The following is a 15,202-nucleotide window of genomic DNA, read 5'->3' as shown; positions in this document are numbered from 1 at the left end:
CGATAATGAAACAACTAAAATTCTGGCTAACAAGCCTATTGATGCTTCAGGTGCTAATTGCAGCAACTCTTCTGTGGAGCAACCATCTTGAATCTGTCGCACATAAGCCAAAACCAATTTTGGATATCGACTGGGCAAGTATTGACAAGTTCACCATTGAGGACACAGGTGGCGGGATCACTTTAGTAAAATCCAATAGCTCATGGTCGCTATCAAATCAACAACTGCCTGTAAGTACTGCATCTGTTAACGCTTTTTTTCGTAATCTAAAATCATTAAAGACTGGTTGGCCAGTTGCAACTCTACGCGATAGCCATGAAAGATTTAAGGTCTCGGACAGCAAATTTGTGAGGCGTGTAGAACTTTTCAAGAATAACACTTCTGTCGGGAAGTTGTTGTTCGGAAGCTCGATAGGGCTCCGCCAATCAAATGTTCGTCAAATTAACGACGACACTATATACAACGTCAAGCTGGATACTCTTGATATCAGTGCAAATGTTGGAGAATGGTTTAATAAATCCTTGATTGCGACAAATAATATCAACATGATAAAAGCTGCCGATTACAGGCTGAAAAGAACTGGTGCAAGTTGGGAATTTGACCGATCAGGGCCATCCATTCTTTTGGGGAAAGGCTCACCTAAAAGGCTAGATCAAAATAAAGCAGATGAATTGGATCAACTACTCTCCAGTCTAAAAATCCTAAAAATTTCTTCATTTAATCCAGATACCCAGCCAAATGCTTCTGAAAAATTACAAGTAGACGTTACTGATGATACAGGCAAATGGATCTACACATTCGTCAAATCCGACAATAGCTTTTATGTGACCCGGAGTGACAGAAATGAATATTTCACACTCGATCAAGCTGTGTATGAAAAAATTGCAGGCATTAAAAAAGTAGATTTAATTGTTAGCGAGACAGGATCGAACCCTAACGAAAAATAATCTTATAAATTAGAGAGAAATAACTGTTGGTAGTTATACGATGTTGTTTCGCAGACTTCATCTAAAGTAATTTCTTTGATCTCAGCAATCAGCTTGGCTACCTCTGATACATATTTTGGTTCATTGCTCTTGCCTCTATGAGGAATAGGCGCTAACCAAGGTGAGTCCGTTTCTATTAATATTCGATCCAAGGGAATTTTGCTTGCCACGTCTCTTAAAGAGGCCGCATTTTTAAAGGTAATAATTCCAGAAAATGAAATATAAAAATTTAACTCGATTGCCTCGCAAGCCATTTCTAATGTTTCAGTGAAGCAATGAAGCACTCCGGCAGATCTTATATTTGCATAATTGCGCAAAATCTCAATCGTTTTATTGTGCGCCTTTCTAGTATGGACAATTACTGGCTTCAGGAGCTCACTAGCAGCGCGCAAATGAACAATAAAACTTTCTTGCTGCCAGCCAGAAGACTTTTTGCCATAGTGATTATCTAAGCCTGTCTCACCTATAGCGACTACCTTAGGATGGCGAGCAAGAGCAACTAGATCACCAACACTAGGGATAACCGGAATAGAGTCTTGCAGAGGGTGGAGCCCAATTGACACATCGACATCACTGTATTTGGCAGCTAAATCAAGAATCTTTCTAGATGACTCGATATCAATACCAACGCTGAGAAAACGATGCACGCCTGCCTCTCTAGCAGCATCAAGTAGACGATCGAGGGATCCTCCATAGATGCTTAGGTCTAGACGGTCGAGATGACAATGCGAGTCTACAAACACTATAAAATCCTTACTTTTTGTTGCGGTCTGTTAACCATTTAACTCGGATAGCTTAAAAAGTTATTTAAGTACTTATTTATTTTTTTTAAATAGCTGCTGCCAGTTAATCAGTAGTTCTTCCCAAATCAATAATAAATTAAGATTGGCTGGGCTTTGTACTAATTTTTTCGATTGAATCAATCTATCCATATAGCGAAAAGACAGCACAGGAGAAGTGATTTTAGCTCCAGATCTAATCTCCAAGACTAGCTTATAATATAGCCAATCTAAAGCCATGTGAGGATCGTTTTCTTTACATGCTTCAGCAGCACTTATGGCTGAAATCTTATGTGTAGCCAGATCATCCAGCAATCTATCAAACTTACGACGAGATTCAAGAAGACCAGTTTCTGTAAGCTTGATGGCTAGAAGCGGGCTACCGCTAGCATATTGAATCAGTTCCTCTATGTCTTCTCTGGGCGCTAAATTCTTTGATAGCCATAATCTCATCTCCGGAAGTGAGGGAACTGGAAATCTTACTAGCCGGCATCTACTTTTTATAGTCACCAACAGTCTGCTTGGCTGATGACAGATCAATAGTATTAAGGTTTTTTCTCGGGGTTCTTCGAGATTTTTTAACAATGCATTTGCTGCGTTAAGATTCATGGATTCCGCGGGATTAATGATGACCACCTTCCATCCACCCTGCTGTGATGTTTTCGCAAAAAATTCACCCAGCTCACGAATACTATCAACACCTAGAGTTTTACTTTTGTTGTCTGGCTCCAGCCTCCTTAAATCAGGGTGATTGTCTGCAAAAATAAGCTTACATGCCTTACATTGACCGCAAGCATGGCCATCTAGCGAACTAAGACACAATATTCTCTGGGCAAACGATGCAGCGAATTGATATTTACCGACATGGCTTGGCCCCACCAGGTTAATGGCATGAGGGAGTCGGTCGTTCTCTATATCGAAATTCAACTTTTCCCATTGAGATTTTTGCCAAGAAAAATAAATATTAGGTGCATCTGGGTAAGAGTCAAGCATGATTTATTTTACCTCATGCAAAAATTCTTCCAAAGCAACCCCAAGCTCTAGTTGAACTTCTGACAAAGTATTTGAGGCGTCAATCACTCGATATTGCTGAGGGAAATCAGATGCCCTTGAGAGATAACTACCTCTGACCCTCTCAAAGAATTCTATTTTTTCTTGCTCAAATCGATCTGGCTTACTTCTACCTAGAGCCCTTTCAAGCCCTTGTGTGACAGGAATATCTAGCAATAAGGTTAAATCTGGACGTAAATCCCCTTGGACAAGGTGCTCTAAGGTGGAAATTTTTTCACTCGAAATACCGCGACCTCCGCCCTGATAGGCGTATGTAGCATCAGTGAATCGATCGCATAGCACCCACTCCCCTCGATTCAAACTTGGGATGATCACTTCAGCAAGATGTTGGGCTCGCGCAGCAAACATTAACAGCAGCTCTGTACTCTCATCCACTATTTCATTTCTGGGCACCAGCAATAGATCGCGAATACTTTCCGCGATAGGTGTACCTCCTGGCTCTCGGGTCAATATGTGTTTTATCTCTTTTTCATCTAACCATTTTTTAATAAACGCCATATTGGTCGTTTTTCCAACGCCCTCTGCCCCTTCAATAGTTATAAATTTTCCCAATTTTTTATTCATAAATAGCCAGTCTAAGCTCACGGGTTTGAATGGTAGTCTGATTTTCGGTTTAACTGATACTGCTTCACTGCGTTTAAGTGTTCATCTAGACTGGCGGAAAAAAAATGGCTTCCATCCCCCTTTGCAACAAAATACAGAGCATCAGTTTTCAGTGGATGGAGCGCTGCATAAATGGAATCTCTACCAGGCAGGGCAATTGGAGTGGGCGGAAGGCCTTTAATCACATAGGTATTGTATGGTGTGGCTTTCTTTAAGTGACGCCGTGTAATATTGCCCTGATACTTATCTCCCAAGCCATATATTACGGTGGGGTCTGCCTGCAAGCGCATCCCTTTTTTCAGCCTATTGACAAAAACAGCAGCAATATTTTTCTTTTCAGAGGTGGAACTGGCCTCTTTTTCTATGATTGAGGCCAATATCAAAGCCTCATAGGAAGATCTATAGGGTAAATCAGGGGCTCTTTGCTCCCACTCTTCCTTTAGCGTTCTGTTCATAGCATCATGCGCTAATTGAAGAATTTCAATGTCACTATCCCCCTTACTATATAAATATGTGTCAGGGAAAAAAGCCCCTTCAAACTGAGAAATTTTTCCACCAAGGGTGGCAATAATCTCTGCATCGCTCAAACCATTCAACTGATGAGATAGTTTTGGCTGTCTAGCCAGCAGATCCAAAAAGTCTCTAGAGCGTAGCCCTTCAGGTATAGTTAATTTGTATTTAACTACATCTCCATCAGTCAAGATTTTAAGAATATTTTTTAACGAAGAACCTGGGTAAATCAAGTATTCCCCGGCAAAAATAGATGTCTGGCTGCTGGCTTGAGCATAAGCTACATAAAGTTTTGGCCACGAAAGAAGCCCTTTTTTTGATAACTCATCTGATATAGCGCTTAATCCCCTACCTTTCGGAACAACTAGAACCAAGGGTTCTTTTAGTTCTGTAATTGGAGAATCAAGAAAAGAAGAAAGTCGTTCCATTGAAAATATAAAGCTGAGGCTTATCAAAAATGTCCATAATAACTTTTTACGCCTCACTGGTAGCATGGAAAAACCTTATATAGTTCTTTTTGTATCTTCTGGGTGTAATTGCCCCTAGGCCAGCTACAGTGACTATCAACAGATAACACCGGTAAAATTCCAGCAATAGAATTACAAATAAAAACCTCATCAGCAGACAGCAAATCATTCATAGCTAGCTTAACTTCTTTAACAATATATCCAGTGCTTGGAAATAAATCATCCATGAGGTATCTACGCATGACGCCAGCAACCCCGCATTCTGTAATCTCGGGGGTAATCCAGGTTCCTGATTTAAAAATAAAAATGTTGCTACTTACGCATTCAACCACATAGTCATCCTGATTTAACATCAGTCCATCATAAAATTCATCTTCCCATTCTGCTCGCGCAACAACCTGATCCAATCGATTTAGATGCTTAATGCCTGACAGCAAAGGGGAGATGGGCAGGCGATGCTGACAACACTTTAATGAAACTCCTTGTGCTCTAGGCAAAGAAAAGTTTGTATCAATGGGGTACCATTGTAAAATATAACAAGTGCTGTTTGGTTTGTTGTAAAAATATCCTCTTTTCCCGCTGCCGGCTGTAACAATAATTTTTACAACTCCGTCTTCAGGAATCATCTCCAAGAGCTGGTAAAAGTATTTTTTTAGGAGCGCTTCATTGCAAGCGATGCCAATAGCTCTAGCTCCTTCAGTTAACCGCTCAAGATGGTACCTTAAAAGTGGTGCTATCTTATTGGATATTTTGATGGTCTCAAATAATCCATGTCCATAAGACAGCCCCCGATCGCTAACCAAAATAGAGTCTGCTGGCTCGCCATTTATAAAACAAAGAAATTCATTATCACTGCTCATAAGTAATTAAACCAAATATATCGATTAATTGCAGGCAAAAAAAAAGCCGCTTAGTACAAGCGGCTCTCTAAAGGCTTCTAGCTTAAATTAAACAATGTTTGCATTAATATAGTCTATCGCATTTTGTACAGTTGCAATTTTTTCAGCATCTTCATCGGGAATCTCTGTGTCAAATTCCTCCTCTAAAGCCATAATTAACTCGACAGTATCTAATGAGTCAGCCCCAAGATCTTCAACAAAAGATGAAGATGTCTTAACATCTGCTTCTTTCACGCCAAGTTGCTCAGCAACCATTTTTGCTACACGTTCTTCGATGCTACTCATGAATCATCTCCCGTTTCTAAAAAATAACTAAATCGCTGAGTGAATATTTTTTAACATCACGATTGCAACCTAATAATAAATATTCTATAAAATGACTTTCGTCAGTCGCGCATTTTACATCGAAATAACACGCCTTGTAACTAATTTTGAAAAAATCATTATTTAACTATATAAAACAGTATCTTATGACATATACATGCCACCGTTTACATGGATATTCTCTCCTGTAATATAGGCTCCAGTATCTCCTGCTAGAAAATTTACAACTTCAGAAATCTCTTCTGGTTCACCCAATCGACCTAGCGGAACTTGAGATAAAATCATATCTCTATTTGCATCTGGAAGGTTTTTGGTCATGTCTGTGTTGATAAATCCTGGTGATATAGTATTAACAGTGATGTTGCGCGGGCCAAGCTCTTTGGCTAAGGAACGAGTAAACCCTCCAACACCAGCCTTTGTCGCAGAATAGTTTGTTTGTCCCGCATTACCCATAGAGCCAACCACAGAACCTATCGTGATGATTCTCCCCCAGCGAGCTTTTGTCATGCCCCGCAGGCAAGCTTTCGATAAACGATAAATAGCGTTAAGGTTAGTGTCCATAACGTCAAGCCATTCCTCATCCTTCATGCGCATCAAAATATTGTCCTTGGTTATACCTGCATTATTAACTAATATCAAAGGAGCCTCATAGTGACACTTTATTGACTCCATCATATGATCAATTGAATCTTTATCGCTAACGTTTAATATCATTCCTTGGCCTTTTATATTTTTACTTAAAAAGCGCTGCGATATACTCTTTACTCCTACGTCAGATGTCGCTGTAGCAATAACTGTGGCGCCGAGTAAACCTAACCCATCTGCAATAGCTGCACCTATCCCTCTGCTTGCGCCCGTTACAAGTGCTACTTTGTTCTCAAAACTCATAATAAAATCCTTTTTAATTTCATATTAAATCTCTGATAGGGCTAGATTTAGTGAAGTGATATCCTCAGTTGAATATATGCCGAGAGAGCTGTTAATTCGCTTACACAGCCCGCCCAACACTTTACCGGCACCACACTCAACTAAATCACTGATGCCTTTTTGAGCTGCGAAATTAATACAATCTACCCATAAAACAGGTCTCGAAATCTGCTCTATCATTAAATTTTTAATTTTCTGTGGGTTCAACTCAGTTTCAGCATTAACATTATGAACTATCAATACTCGAGGGGAAGAAAAGTTAGTTCTATCTATATCTTCACTCAACCTCTGAGCAGCCGGCTTCATCAAGCTGGTGTGAAAAGGTGCACTTACAGGTATAGATACAGCTCGCTTTGCACCAGCCTCTTTGCAGCTGATCATAGCTCTATTCACAGCGGCTAAATTCCCAGCAATAACAACCTGACCGGGTGAATTAAAGTTGACTGCCGTCACCTCTTGGTCCTGACAACTTTCCCTACAAATGGACTTAATGGTTTTATCATCAAGACCGATGACAGCAGCCATAGCGCCCTCACCTAACGGAACCGCCTCTTGCATATAAGCACCGCGGTTCCTAACAAGTCGGACAGCGTCCTTGAATTCCACCACTTCAGAACAAACAAGGGCCGACCACTCCCCTAAACTATGCCCGGCCATTATCTCAGGCAGGGGACCCCCCTCTTGTCTCCACACCTTCCATAAAGCAACACTGGCTGTGAGCAATAAAGGTTGGGTACGCTCAGTGAGCATAATCTCTTCTTTTGTTCCATTCTGTGAGAGATCCCAGAGGTCGTAAGACAACACATCTGAAGCCTCAGAATATGTTTCTATAATTACTGGATATTTTTTAGCTAATTCCGCAAGCATGCCAATTTTTTGTGACCCCTGGCCTGGAAAAATAAAACCCAAGCCCTTATGTACAGAATAGTTTTCCATAAAATAACCTCAATATTATCTTTGGCTAAAAATAGTGCCATTATTTTTAGAATATAAATTTTGATAGTTTATCTTTAATCTTCTGAGGCAGGTCCTCTTTGGCCTCAAGGATAGCTACAGCCAGTGCACAAGAGAATCCATCAATACCTGAGCTGCCATGACTTTTTACTACAACCCCGTTAAGGCCCAGCAAGCTAGCGCCATTATATAAAACAGGGTCTATTTTTTTATAGAACTTTTTTAATGAAGAGCGAGCCAAAAAAGCTCCAAATTTTCCTAGAAAACTACGTGATAGCTCCTGATTTAAATAATGCCGGGCTAATAAAGCAACGCCTTCGATAGTTTTTAAGGCAATATTTCCAGTAAATCCATCACATACAGCAATATCTGCCACCCCTTTCAGCAAAGAATCACCCTCAATAAAACCTATATAATTAAGATCGCTATCAGTTTCTAGCAACTTAGCTGCATCATGTATCTCTTGGCGACCCTTTGTGCCCTCAGTTCCAATATTCAACAGACCAACAGTAGCGTACTGAATGCCATTAACCACTAATGCTTTTTGTGACGCCATAAGTGAAAATTGGTGCAGTTGCTCGCCAGAACAGATGATATTCGCGCCCAAATCTAAAAGGTAGGTATAACCACTGATGGACAGGGAGGAGTTATTCAATGTAGGGACCTTTGTGCAGATTGCAGGACGACTTATGCCTGGCAAACAACCTAACTCCAAAATCGATATCGCCATAAGAGCACCAGTATTCCCCGCACTCACGCAGGCGCTTGCCTCGCCACCTGAAACCAATTCCAATGCTCGCCACATAGATGATTTTTGTTGGTTTCTAACAGAAAAAGACGGCTTTTCGCTCATTGAAATAGATGATGAGCAGTGATGAATAACAAAACGATCGACATCAATGTTACGTATATTTTGGTAGGCGTTAATCTGTTTCTGTATCTGGACTGAATCACCAAAGAAAGCAATTGATACCGAAGGATCCTCCATGAGGATATCAAGAGATGCAGGTACGGTAGCTTGAGGACCAAGATCCCCGCCCATCGCGTCAACAGCAAGACATAAGGAATCAGTCAAAAATCTACAGCTGATCTGAAGTGATTCTAGTCGTTGGAAACTTCAACGACTTTTTTCCCGCGATAAAAGCCTTCAGCAGAAACGTGATGTCTGTGATGCTTTTCACCGCTCACTGGGTCAGTTGAGATGGTTGGCGCTAATAGCGCATCATGCGACCGGCGCATACCACGCCTAGAACGGGTTACTTTGCTCTTTTGAACGGCCATGAATTACTCCTGATAAAACAATTTATTATTTGTCAAAAATACTATCTTTAAGTTCCCTTAATACTTCAAAAGGATTTTTTGGTGAATCTATTTTTTCATTAAACTCTTTTTCAGAAGACAGGCTACCTAAATTCACACTGCATGCAGTTTCATCATGATAAATCACAAAAGGCAACGCTAGCAACAGCTCATCTTCAAGCAACTCGGCTATATCACCCTCTTCTGCCACAATCCAGGGGTCCAACTCCTTCGGTAGTGTACCTGCTTCATCTTCCGTCCAAACAATGCCTATAATTGTATCACACTGAAGAGGTAACGACATTGCATCTAAGCAACGATGGCAACTTACTAGCACCGTAGTCGAAGACTTAATGTGGATCGCTTTGCGACCACTATCTTCTACATGAAACACCAAGCTAGATATGATCGGTTCACTAATTTTTATGACAGCCTCTGCGAGTCTGCTACATAGATCAGGGTCAATCTGACCAGTTAATGTCGCACCTTGTTTTGCTAGCTGCCTAGGGTCGATAAACTGGGGTAAAATATTTGCTTGGGGTACACTTAACATAAGGCCGCAATGATAGTGATGCTACCTGATCCTGTCAAAGAAAACTTCTTAAAAAATCAAGCATCTAGAGCTAATCAAGCGTAACTTTTTACCCAAGAAGAAAAAATCACTAAAAATTAACGCCTAAAAGCCACATAAAATAGTAAACTAATCTTTGAACTAAACACTGAAAGAGCTGCCCTGGATGTTGCCAAATATTGTTCTTGCATCATCATCAAAATATCGAAAAATGCTAATGGAAAGACTAGGTCTTTCTTTTGTTTGTGTACCCCCAAATATAAGCGAAATAAGAAAGGATAGAGAATCAGCTGACTCTCTCGTAAGGCGGCTATCTGAAGAAAAAGCTCGAGCATTATCGAAAACATATACTGAAAATTTAATTATTGGTTCAGATCAAGTTGCCGTATTGAATCCAGCGCCATTGAATACAAAAAAATTAAGCTTCCCTTATGCTAGCGACCCCTGTTTCAAAAGGGACGTAGAATTCCTATGCAAGCCCGGGACACAGGAAAAGGCAACCAGTCAACTAAAAGCCCAGTCAGGAAAAAGAGTGACATTTCTTACTGGAATATCAGTACTAAATACAACAAAAAATTTAATCGAAACTGATGTAATAATAACTGACGTTATATTTCGAAGGCTTCTCGAGACAGAAATTACCACCTACTTACAAAAAGAGCTACCATACGACTGCGCAGGAAGCTTCAAGGCAGAGGGCCTAGGTATCAGCCTTCTTGACGCTGTTTATAGCTGTGACCCAACAGCGCTAATTGGGCTTCCCCTTATACGACTAAGTAAAATGCTACGAAAAAATCAATTAAATTAGATTAAATATAAATCTTAAATTATTGATTTATATAATAATTTATTTCTATTAATTTATCTATACAGCCTAAGGGGTGGTATTTATCAAATCGACTCGGACAATGAGCGCCATAGCTGACGCCTATAGAGGAGACCCCTGCGCTAACCGCCATAGCTAGATCATACTCTGTATCTCCTACCATTATTGCATCACCTGGCAGTACGTTAAATTCACTAAGAAGCTGATTCAACATCAATGGATTTGGCTTGCCTGCAGTTTCATCAGCACATCTACTTCCATGAAAAAAATTAATCATCCCTCTCGCTTTTAATGTTCTATTGAGACCAACCCTGCTTTTGCCGGTTGCAACAGCCAAAAAATAACCTTTACTTTTGAGATCTTCAAGCACCCCTAGAGCTCCTTCAAAAAAAGGTGCCGGAGTTCTATCCGCCTCAACAAAGTGACGCGAATAAGCGCTACACATTAAGATTATTTGGCCTTTAGTAAGGCCAGGAAAAAGCCTACAAAAGCTCTCAGTCAGTCCCAACCCAACGATCTCTCTTATATCGCTGAAACTAGGGGGAGCAAGGCCTTGATCTTCTGCAGAAGAGCGCACGCAAGAAGCAATTTGTGACAAAGAGTCACACAACGTTCCATCCCAATCAAATATCAGTAATTTTGCCAAAATTTAGTGATCCAATTTTTGGAGATACCTGGAAAGCTCCGGTGGGATTGGAGCCTCAATAAGAATTTTTTTTCCGCAAGGCGAAAAAAATTGTATTTTTAATGCATGTAAAAACATACGGCCCAAGCCCAATCTTCTAGCATCGTCGTTATAGTCATCAGAGCCGTATTTCACATCTCCGGCCAACGAGCACCCTACATATTGAGCATGAACTCTAATTTGATGAGTTCGACCTGTCTCTAATGTCGCTTCCATCAACGTAGCGTTATCAAATCTCTGGACAACAGAAAAAACTGTTACTGAACTCTTGCCCTCCGAATCAACTCGAACAATTTTTTCTCCAGACTTCTGCTCAGAAGCAAGAAGGGGTGCATCAATTCGCCTTCGACCTCGAGGCCATCGACCTGAAGCTAGCGCATAGTAAACCTTAAGAATACGCCTAGCACGCATTTCATCTTGAAGAAACCTTAACGCAGAACGCTTTTTTGCTACAACTAAACATCCAGAAGTATCACGATCTATACGATGAACAAGCTCCAGGTAAGATTTATCTGAACGAGTAGCCCTAAGTGCCTCTATCAACCCAAGACTTATCCCGCTTCCACCATGTACAGCCAAACCAGAAGGCTTATTAATAACTAATAACAGATCATCTTCATATAAAATGCTAGCCTCCAGCGAATCCTGAAAACTTTGACTAGGAATAATTGGTGTGTCTCTTTGCGCTACACGCACAGGAGGAATTCTTACTTGGTCGCCTTCAGCTAACTTGTACTCAGGCTTAATGCGGCCCTTATTGACCCTAACTTCACCTTTTCGGATAATTCTATATATGCGCGACTTAGGAACGCCCTTGAGGGCTGTAAATAAAAAATTATCCAAACGCTGCCCTGCGTTATTAGGTGAAATCACAATCAGCTGAACAGCGACTTCGTTTGCAGTAATATTCATTTTCAGTAAAATTCTTCTAGTAAAATTTTTTAACTAAGATTGGCTAGACATTGTAGCAGTTAGGCTGCCTTTTAGTAAAAATAGCGTATAAAATCTATCTGTAAGATGTTTAGATTGCCGGTGATGCCTGCGGCTGATACAATAGGACGTAAGTTTAATTTTTAAAAAATTAAGTATATGATAGATTAAGTAGCTTGAGTAAAGAATAAAATAAAGTCTTTGTTTTTTAATTTAAAAGCGCTACAAACAAATTTTAGGGACTACTGCGCAAGCATAAATCTTCGCAGTATCCATTTTTATAACCACGCCAAAGGTGCATGGGTTATAGCATGAAGATCGGGTGGAAAATATTTTTTAAAGCGGTAGAAGCAAGAATACTAGTGAGGGAAATATCATATGACAACCCCTCCAAGAGAATTAACAGAGATGGTATTTACTGCCCTAACAAATAAAATGGTTCATAGCACATCAGGCCAAAACTCCGGAAGGAAGCAAATGACTGATAAATATCAAGAAATAACAAATAAAAAGACACTTACAATAGCTGGGTGATTCTTTTATATTCTTGATGTGCGTGTGCGCCAAATCCCCTCAATCGCTCCTGCGATGATTCCGCTGCCCGAAATACAGGACAGTAAAATAATGAAACGCATGCTTATTAATGCTACGCAACCTGAAGAGCTAAGAGTTGCTATGGTCGACGGTCAGCGCTTATATGATCTAGATCTAGAAAATCGAACTCGCGAACAACACAAAGCTAATATCTATAAAGGAAAAGTTACTCGAGTGGAGCCAAGTCTAGAGGCTGCATTTGTTGAATACGGAAATGAGAGGCATGGCTTTCTACCGTTGAAAGAAATTGCTAGGGAGTATCTTTCTGAGGGACCGATAAAGGAAGGCTCAGAAATTATAGTGCAAGTCGAAAAAGAGGAGCGCGGCAACAAGGGTGCTGCACTCACTACTTTTTTAAGTTTAGCTGGACGCTACCTTGTTTTAATGCCGAACAATCCAAGATCTGGCGGTATTTCAAGGCGAATAGAGGGAGAAGAAAGAAATGAGCTAAGAGAGGCTTTAAGGCAGATCACAATACCTAGCGGTATGGGTGTTATTGTCAGAACCGCTGGAATTGGTCGTACGGCTGAAGAGCTTCAATGGGATCTTGATTATCTTGTGCAGCTATGGGAAACCATCAACAAGGAGGCTACAGCAGCTAAAGCTCCTCAGTTTTTATTCCAAGAAAGCAACATCATTATTCGTGCAGTACGAGACTATCTTCGAGAAGATGTGCGTGAAGTGCTGATTGACAATAAAGAGGCATACGACCTCGCAGCTGCCTTTATATCACAAGTAATGCCAAACTTTTCTACCCGAGTAAAACTTTATGAGGAGGCCACTCCTTTGTTTACTCGCTATCAAGTTGAAAATCAAATTGAAACTGCCTTTGAGCGTGAAGTAAAGCTACCTTCTGGGGGTGCTATTGTAATAGATGTAACAGAAGCTCTTATTTCTATAGATGTCAATTCCGCTCGAGCTACTCGAGGTGTGGATATCGAGGAAACTGCTCTCCGTACTAATCTGGAGTCAGCAGATGAGGTTGCGCGTCAATTAAGGCTTCGAGATATGGGTGGACTGGTAGTCATTGACTTCATTGATATGTCATCACAAAAAAATCAACGGGATATCGAAAATCGTATGCGTGAGGCTCTTGAGGTTGACAGAGCAAGAGTGCAAGTCGGAAAGATATCTCGCTTTGGACTCTTGGAAATGTCACGCCAGCGTTTGCGGCCATCATTAAGTGAAACAACATCAAAACTATGCCCCAGATGTCTAGGGCAAGGTAGCATTAGAGGAACAAGATCGCTGTCACTTTCAATCTTGCGCATTGTAGAAGAAGAGGCGCAAAAAGAAAATAGTACAGAAATTCGCACTATAACCCCAGTATCTGTAGCAACTTTTTTGCTTAATGAAAAGCGCAAAGAAATCCTTGAAATAGAAAAGCGCCATAATATTAAAGTGGTTGTGATTCCAAATGAAAAGCTTGCAACACCGCACTATGAGGTTCAAAGAATTCGAGCACAGGATGATGCTAGAACCGAATACAGTTATAAGCTGACGGATACTATATCTACAGATCTTATTCCTCCTGATACGGACACTGTAAAACCAGTTCCTCCTGCTCTTCAGCCGGCAGTTAAGAATATTGCGCCATCGAAATTTACCCCACAGCATAAAGCTGCGTCTAGCAAAGGTGGGTCTAGCTTTCTAAGAGTTTTATTTAAAAAAGTTTTTGGATCATCAGAAAAAACAACCACGGAAAACGAGAAAGGATCCTCTTCAGGCACCGCTCAACGACGCCCCCAGAATAGAAACAGGCGACCGGACAATCGAGGGAAACCTCGAACCAGCCAGAATAACAGTAATCGCAATCGAGGCCGTGGTAATCAGCAAGCAGGTGGCGACAATCCTGAGTCAAAGCAAATTGCCAAGCCTGAGTCGATACAGAAAGGCTCAGTAGTGGAAACACCAAAGGTGGAAAGCGGTGCAGGCAATAATACAAGTACCCCTAAAAGTCACCCTCCAAAAAGAGAAGGAGGAAGACGCAGTCCTCGGCAACGACGCGAACGCCAAGATGTGCCCAATGAACTGTTAGAGGAAAACTCAATTCATCAAGCCGAAAAAACCGCGGAAAATCGTATTATATCTTCAGGGCCACAAAACCAAAAGAAAGCAGAGTCAACTACAATAGAGACTACAAGTTCAAATGATGAGAATCTAACTGAATCTCCAAAAATAGATATAATAGAAACAAAAACAGAAGAAGTTTCGGCAAAAGCAGAGCTAGAAGCAGATACCAGTAAAACAGCTGTGTCCAAAAAACCTAGGAAAATAGCTGCACAAAAGAAGACGGCAGCTAAGGAAATTAAAGAATCTACAACTAAAGAAGCAGAAGTTGAGCCTAAGAAAACTCCAAAGAAAGCGGCCCCAAAAAAAGCGGTCCCAAAGAAAACGGCCATAAATAAGACTACAAAGGCTGAAACAAAAGACAGTGATGCGACGCAAGCGCCGACGAGGGCTAGCAACGACCCAAGAAAGCAACCAAAACCAATAGCAAAGGTGGCCATAGAGACAGTGATCCTCGAGCCATCTAAACTGATATCATCGGATGCTGTTGCAACTACCCCCGCTCTTGCGACAACTAAAAATATCAAGCGACCCGCCAATGACCCAAGATTAAAGCGGAAAAACAAGAACTCAACTGAATCAAATGAAACTACATAGAGGTAAAGATATAATTGAAATTACTTTTATCTCGTCCTTGTATCGACAAAAAACAACGGTATAATTCCGCAACTTTTGGGATCTAGCGAGAAAATATAACTCAACTTCTC

At 40.8% G+C, this 15,202-nt stretch carries 17 protein-coding genes; 4 read left to right on the top strand and 13 right to left on the bottom strand.

Going from position 1 to position 15,202, the window contains the following annotated elements:
- Positions 1 to 5 precede the first annotated feature (5 nt).
- Positions 6 to 947, top strand: coding sequence for a DUF4340 domain-containing protein (locus ABXT41_RS03265; protein WP_415391394.1), 942 nt, complete (start codon positions 6 to 8; stop codon positions 945 to 947).
- A 2-nt stretch (positions 948 to 949) separates the two neighbouring features.
- Here the strand turns inward: ABXT41_RS03265 and ABXT41_RS03260 are convergent, their stop codons facing one another.
- The 11 genes from ABXT41_RS03260 to ABXT41_RS03210 all read right to left on the bottom strand — a co-directional run bounded on the left by ABXT41_RS03260 (position 950) and on the right by ABXT41_RS03210 (position 9,372).
- Positions 950 to 1,729: a TatD family hydrolase gene (locus tag ABXT41_RS03260; RefSeq protein WP_415391393.1), complete on the bottom strand. Its 780-nt coding sequence runs from the start codon at positions 1,727 to 1,729 to the stop codon at positions 950 to 952.
- Positions 1,730 to 1,801: 72 nt separating this feature from the next.
- A complete protein-coding gene (holB, locus tag ABXT41_RS03255) occupies positions 1,802 to 2,758 on the bottom strand; it encodes a DNA polymerase III subunit delta' (protein ID WP_415391392.1) in 957 nt (318 codons plus the stop codon).
- A gap of 3 nt (positions 2,759 to 2,761) precedes the next feature.
- Positions 2,762 to 3,400, bottom strand: a complete 639-nt coding sequence (gene tmk, locus ABXT41_RS03250; RefSeq protein ID WP_415391391.1) for a dTMP kinase — start codon at positions 3,398 to 3,400, stop codon at positions 2,762 to 2,764.
- Between the two features lie 17 nt (positions 3,401 to 3,417).
- Positions 3,418 to 4,377: an endolytic transglycosylase MltG gene (mltG, locus tag ABXT41_RS03245; protein WP_415391390.1), complete on the bottom strand. Its 960-nt coding sequence runs from the start codon at positions 4,375 to 4,377 to the stop codon at positions 3,418 to 3,420.
- Between the two features lie 53 nt (positions 4,378 to 4,430).
- Positions 4,431 to 5,276, bottom strand: coding sequence for an aminodeoxychorismate lyase (gene pabC, locus ABXT41_RS03240; RefSeq protein WP_415391389.1), 846 nt, complete (start codon positions 5,274 to 5,276; stop codon positions 4,431 to 4,433).
- 87 nt (positions 5,277 to 5,363) lie between these two features.
- Entirely contained in the window at positions 5,364 to 5,600 is a 237-nt protein-coding gene (acpP, locus tag ABXT41_RS03235) for an acyl carrier protein (RefSeq protein WP_415391388.1), read from the bottom strand.
- Positions 5,601 to 5,783: 183 nt separating this feature from the next.
- Positions 5,784 to 6,527 carry a 3-oxoacyl-ACP reductase FabG gene (fabG, locus tag ABXT41_RS03230; protein WP_415391387.1) on the bottom strand — a complete coding sequence of 248 codons (744 nt, stop codon included), beginning with the start codon at positions 6,525 to 6,527 and terminating at the stop codon, positions 5,784 to 5,786.
- 24 nt (positions 6,528 to 6,551) lie between these two features.
- Positions 6,552 to 7,502: an ACP S-malonyltransferase gene (gene fabD / locus ABXT41_RS03225; protein ID WP_415391386.1), complete on the bottom strand. Its 951-nt coding sequence runs from the start codon at positions 7,500 to 7,502 to the stop codon at positions 6,552 to 6,554.
- A gap of 46 nt (positions 7,503 to 7,548) precedes the next feature.
- Complete coding sequence (gene plsX, locus ABXT41_RS03220) at positions 7,549 to 8,595, bottom strand: phosphate acyltransferase PlsX (RefSeq protein ID WP_415391385.1); 1,047 nt, start codon at positions 8,593 to 8,595, stop codon at positions 7,549 to 7,551.
- A 26-nt stretch (positions 8,596 to 8,621) separates the two neighbouring features.
- Complete coding sequence (gene rpmF / locus ABXT41_RS03215; protein WP_415391384.1) at positions 8,622 to 8,801, bottom strand: 50S ribosomal protein L32; 180 nt, start codon at positions 8,799 to 8,801, stop codon at positions 8,622 to 8,624.
- Between the two features lie 25 nt (positions 8,802 to 8,826).
- Positions 8,827 to 9,372 (bottom strand): YceD family protein, encoded by a 546-nt coding sequence (locus tag ABXT41_RS03210; RefSeq protein WP_415391383.1) that lies wholly within the window; start codon positions 9,370 to 9,372, stop codon positions 8,827 to 8,829.
- 184 nt (positions 9,373 to 9,556) lie between these two features.
- Here ABXT41_RS03210 and ABXT41_RS03205 point away from each other — a divergent pair, with 184 nt between their 5' ends.
- Complete coding sequence (locus tag ABXT41_RS03205) at positions 9,557 to 10,198, top strand: Maf family protein (protein WP_415391382.1); 642 nt, start codon at positions 9,557 to 9,559, stop codon at positions 10,196 to 10,198.
- A 19-nt stretch (positions 10,199 to 10,217) separates the two neighbouring features.
- Here the strand turns inward: ABXT41_RS03205 and ABXT41_RS03200 are convergent, their stop codons facing one another.
- Together ABXT41_RS03200 and rluC are read right to left on the bottom strand one after the other, a co-directional pair.
- Positions 10,218 to 10,862, bottom strand: a complete 645-nt coding sequence (locus tag ABXT41_RS03200) for an HAD-IA family hydrolase (protein ID WP_415391381.1) — start codon at positions 10,860 to 10,862, stop codon at positions 10,218 to 10,220.
- A 3-nt stretch (positions 10,863 to 10,865) separates the two neighbouring features.
- Positions 10,866 to 11,813: a 23S rRNA pseudouridine(955/2504/2580) synthase RluC gene (gene rluC / locus ABXT41_RS03195; protein WP_415391380.1), complete on the bottom strand. Its 948-nt coding sequence runs from the start codon at positions 11,811 to 11,813 to the stop codon at positions 10,866 to 10,868.
- 396 nt (positions 11,814 to 12,209) lie between these two features.
- Here rluC and ABXT41_RS03190 point away from each other — a divergent pair, with 396 nt between their 5' ends.
- Together ABXT41_RS03190 and ABXT41_RS03185 are read left to right on the top strand one after the other, a co-directional pair.
- Entirely contained in the window at positions 12,210 to 12,365 is a 156-nt protein-coding gene (locus tag ABXT41_RS03190) for a hypothetical protein (protein ID WP_415391379.1), read from the top strand.
- A 90-nt stretch (positions 12,366 to 12,455) separates the two neighbouring features.
- Positions 12,456 to 15,092, top strand: coding sequence for an Rne/Rng family ribonuclease (locus tag ABXT41_RS03185; RefSeq protein ID WP_415391378.1), 2,637 nt, complete (start codon positions 12,456 to 12,458; stop codon positions 15,090 to 15,092).
- Positions 15,093 to 15,202 lie beyond the last annotated feature (110 nt).

The organism is Porticoccus sp. Uisw_050_02, from assembly GCF_047729555.1.
Lineage (GTDB): Bacteria > Pseudomonadota > Gammaproteobacteria > Pseudomonadales > Porticoccaceae > Porticoccus.
The sequence above is the reverse complement of the archived record's forward strand: the minus strand, read 5'-3'. Positions and strand labels throughout refer to the sequence as shown.

Bases quoted from the DNA above. Each gene is read 5' to 3' on its own strand.
- ABXT41_RS03265 (WP_415391394.1), top strand. From the start codon at position 6: ATGAAACAACTAAAATTCTGGCTAACAAGCCTATTGATGCTTCAGGTG.
- holB (WP_415391392.1), bottom strand. From the start codon at position 2,758: ATGCTTGACTCTTACCCAGATGCACCTAATATTTATTTTTCTTGGCAA.
- tmk (WP_415391391.1), bottom strand. From the start codon at position 3,400: ATGAATAAAAAATTGGGAAAATTTATAACTATTGAAGGGGCAGAGGGC.
- mltG (WP_415391390.1), bottom strand. From the start codon at position 4,377: ATGGAACGACTTTCTTCTTTTCTTGATTCTCCAATTACAGAACTAAAA.
- pabC (WP_415391389.1), bottom strand. From the start codon at position 5,276: ATGAGCAGTGATAATGAATTTCTTTGTTTTATAAATGGCGAGCCAGCA.
- acpP (WP_415391388.1), bottom strand. From the start codon at position 5,600: ATGAGTAGCATCGAAGAACGTGTAGCAAAAATGGTTGCTGAGCAACTT.
- fabG (WP_415391387.1), bottom strand. From the start codon at position 6,527: ATGAGTTTTGAGAACAAAGTAGCACTTGTAACGGGCGCAAGCAGAGGG.
- fabD (WP_415391386.1), bottom strand. From the start codon at position 7,502: ATGGAAAACTATTCTGTACATAAGGGCTTGGGTTTTATTTTTCCAGGC.
- rpmF (WP_415391384.1), bottom strand. From the start codon at position 8,801: ATGGCCGTTCAAAAGAGCAAAGTAACCCGTTCTAGGCGTGGTATGCGC.
- ABXT41_RS03210 (WP_415391383.1), bottom strand. From the start codon at position 9,372: ATGTTAAGTGTACCCCAAGCAAATATTTTACCCCAGTTTATCGACCCT.
- ABXT41_RS03205 (WP_415391382.1), top strand. From the start codon at position 9,557: ATGTTGCCAAATATTGTTCTTGCATCATCATCAAAATATCGAAAAATG.
- rluC (WP_415391380.1), bottom strand. From the start codon at position 11,813: ATGAATATTACTGCAAACGAAGTCGCTGTTCAGCTGATTGTGATTTCA.
- ABXT41_RS03190 (WP_415391379.1), top strand. From the start codon at position 12,210: ATGACAACCCCTCCAAGAGAATTAACAGAGATGGTATTTACTGCCCTA.
- ABXT41_RS03185 (WP_415391378.1), top strand. From the start codon at position 12,456: ATGAAACGCATGCTTATTAATGCTACGCAACCTGAAGAGCTAAGAGTT.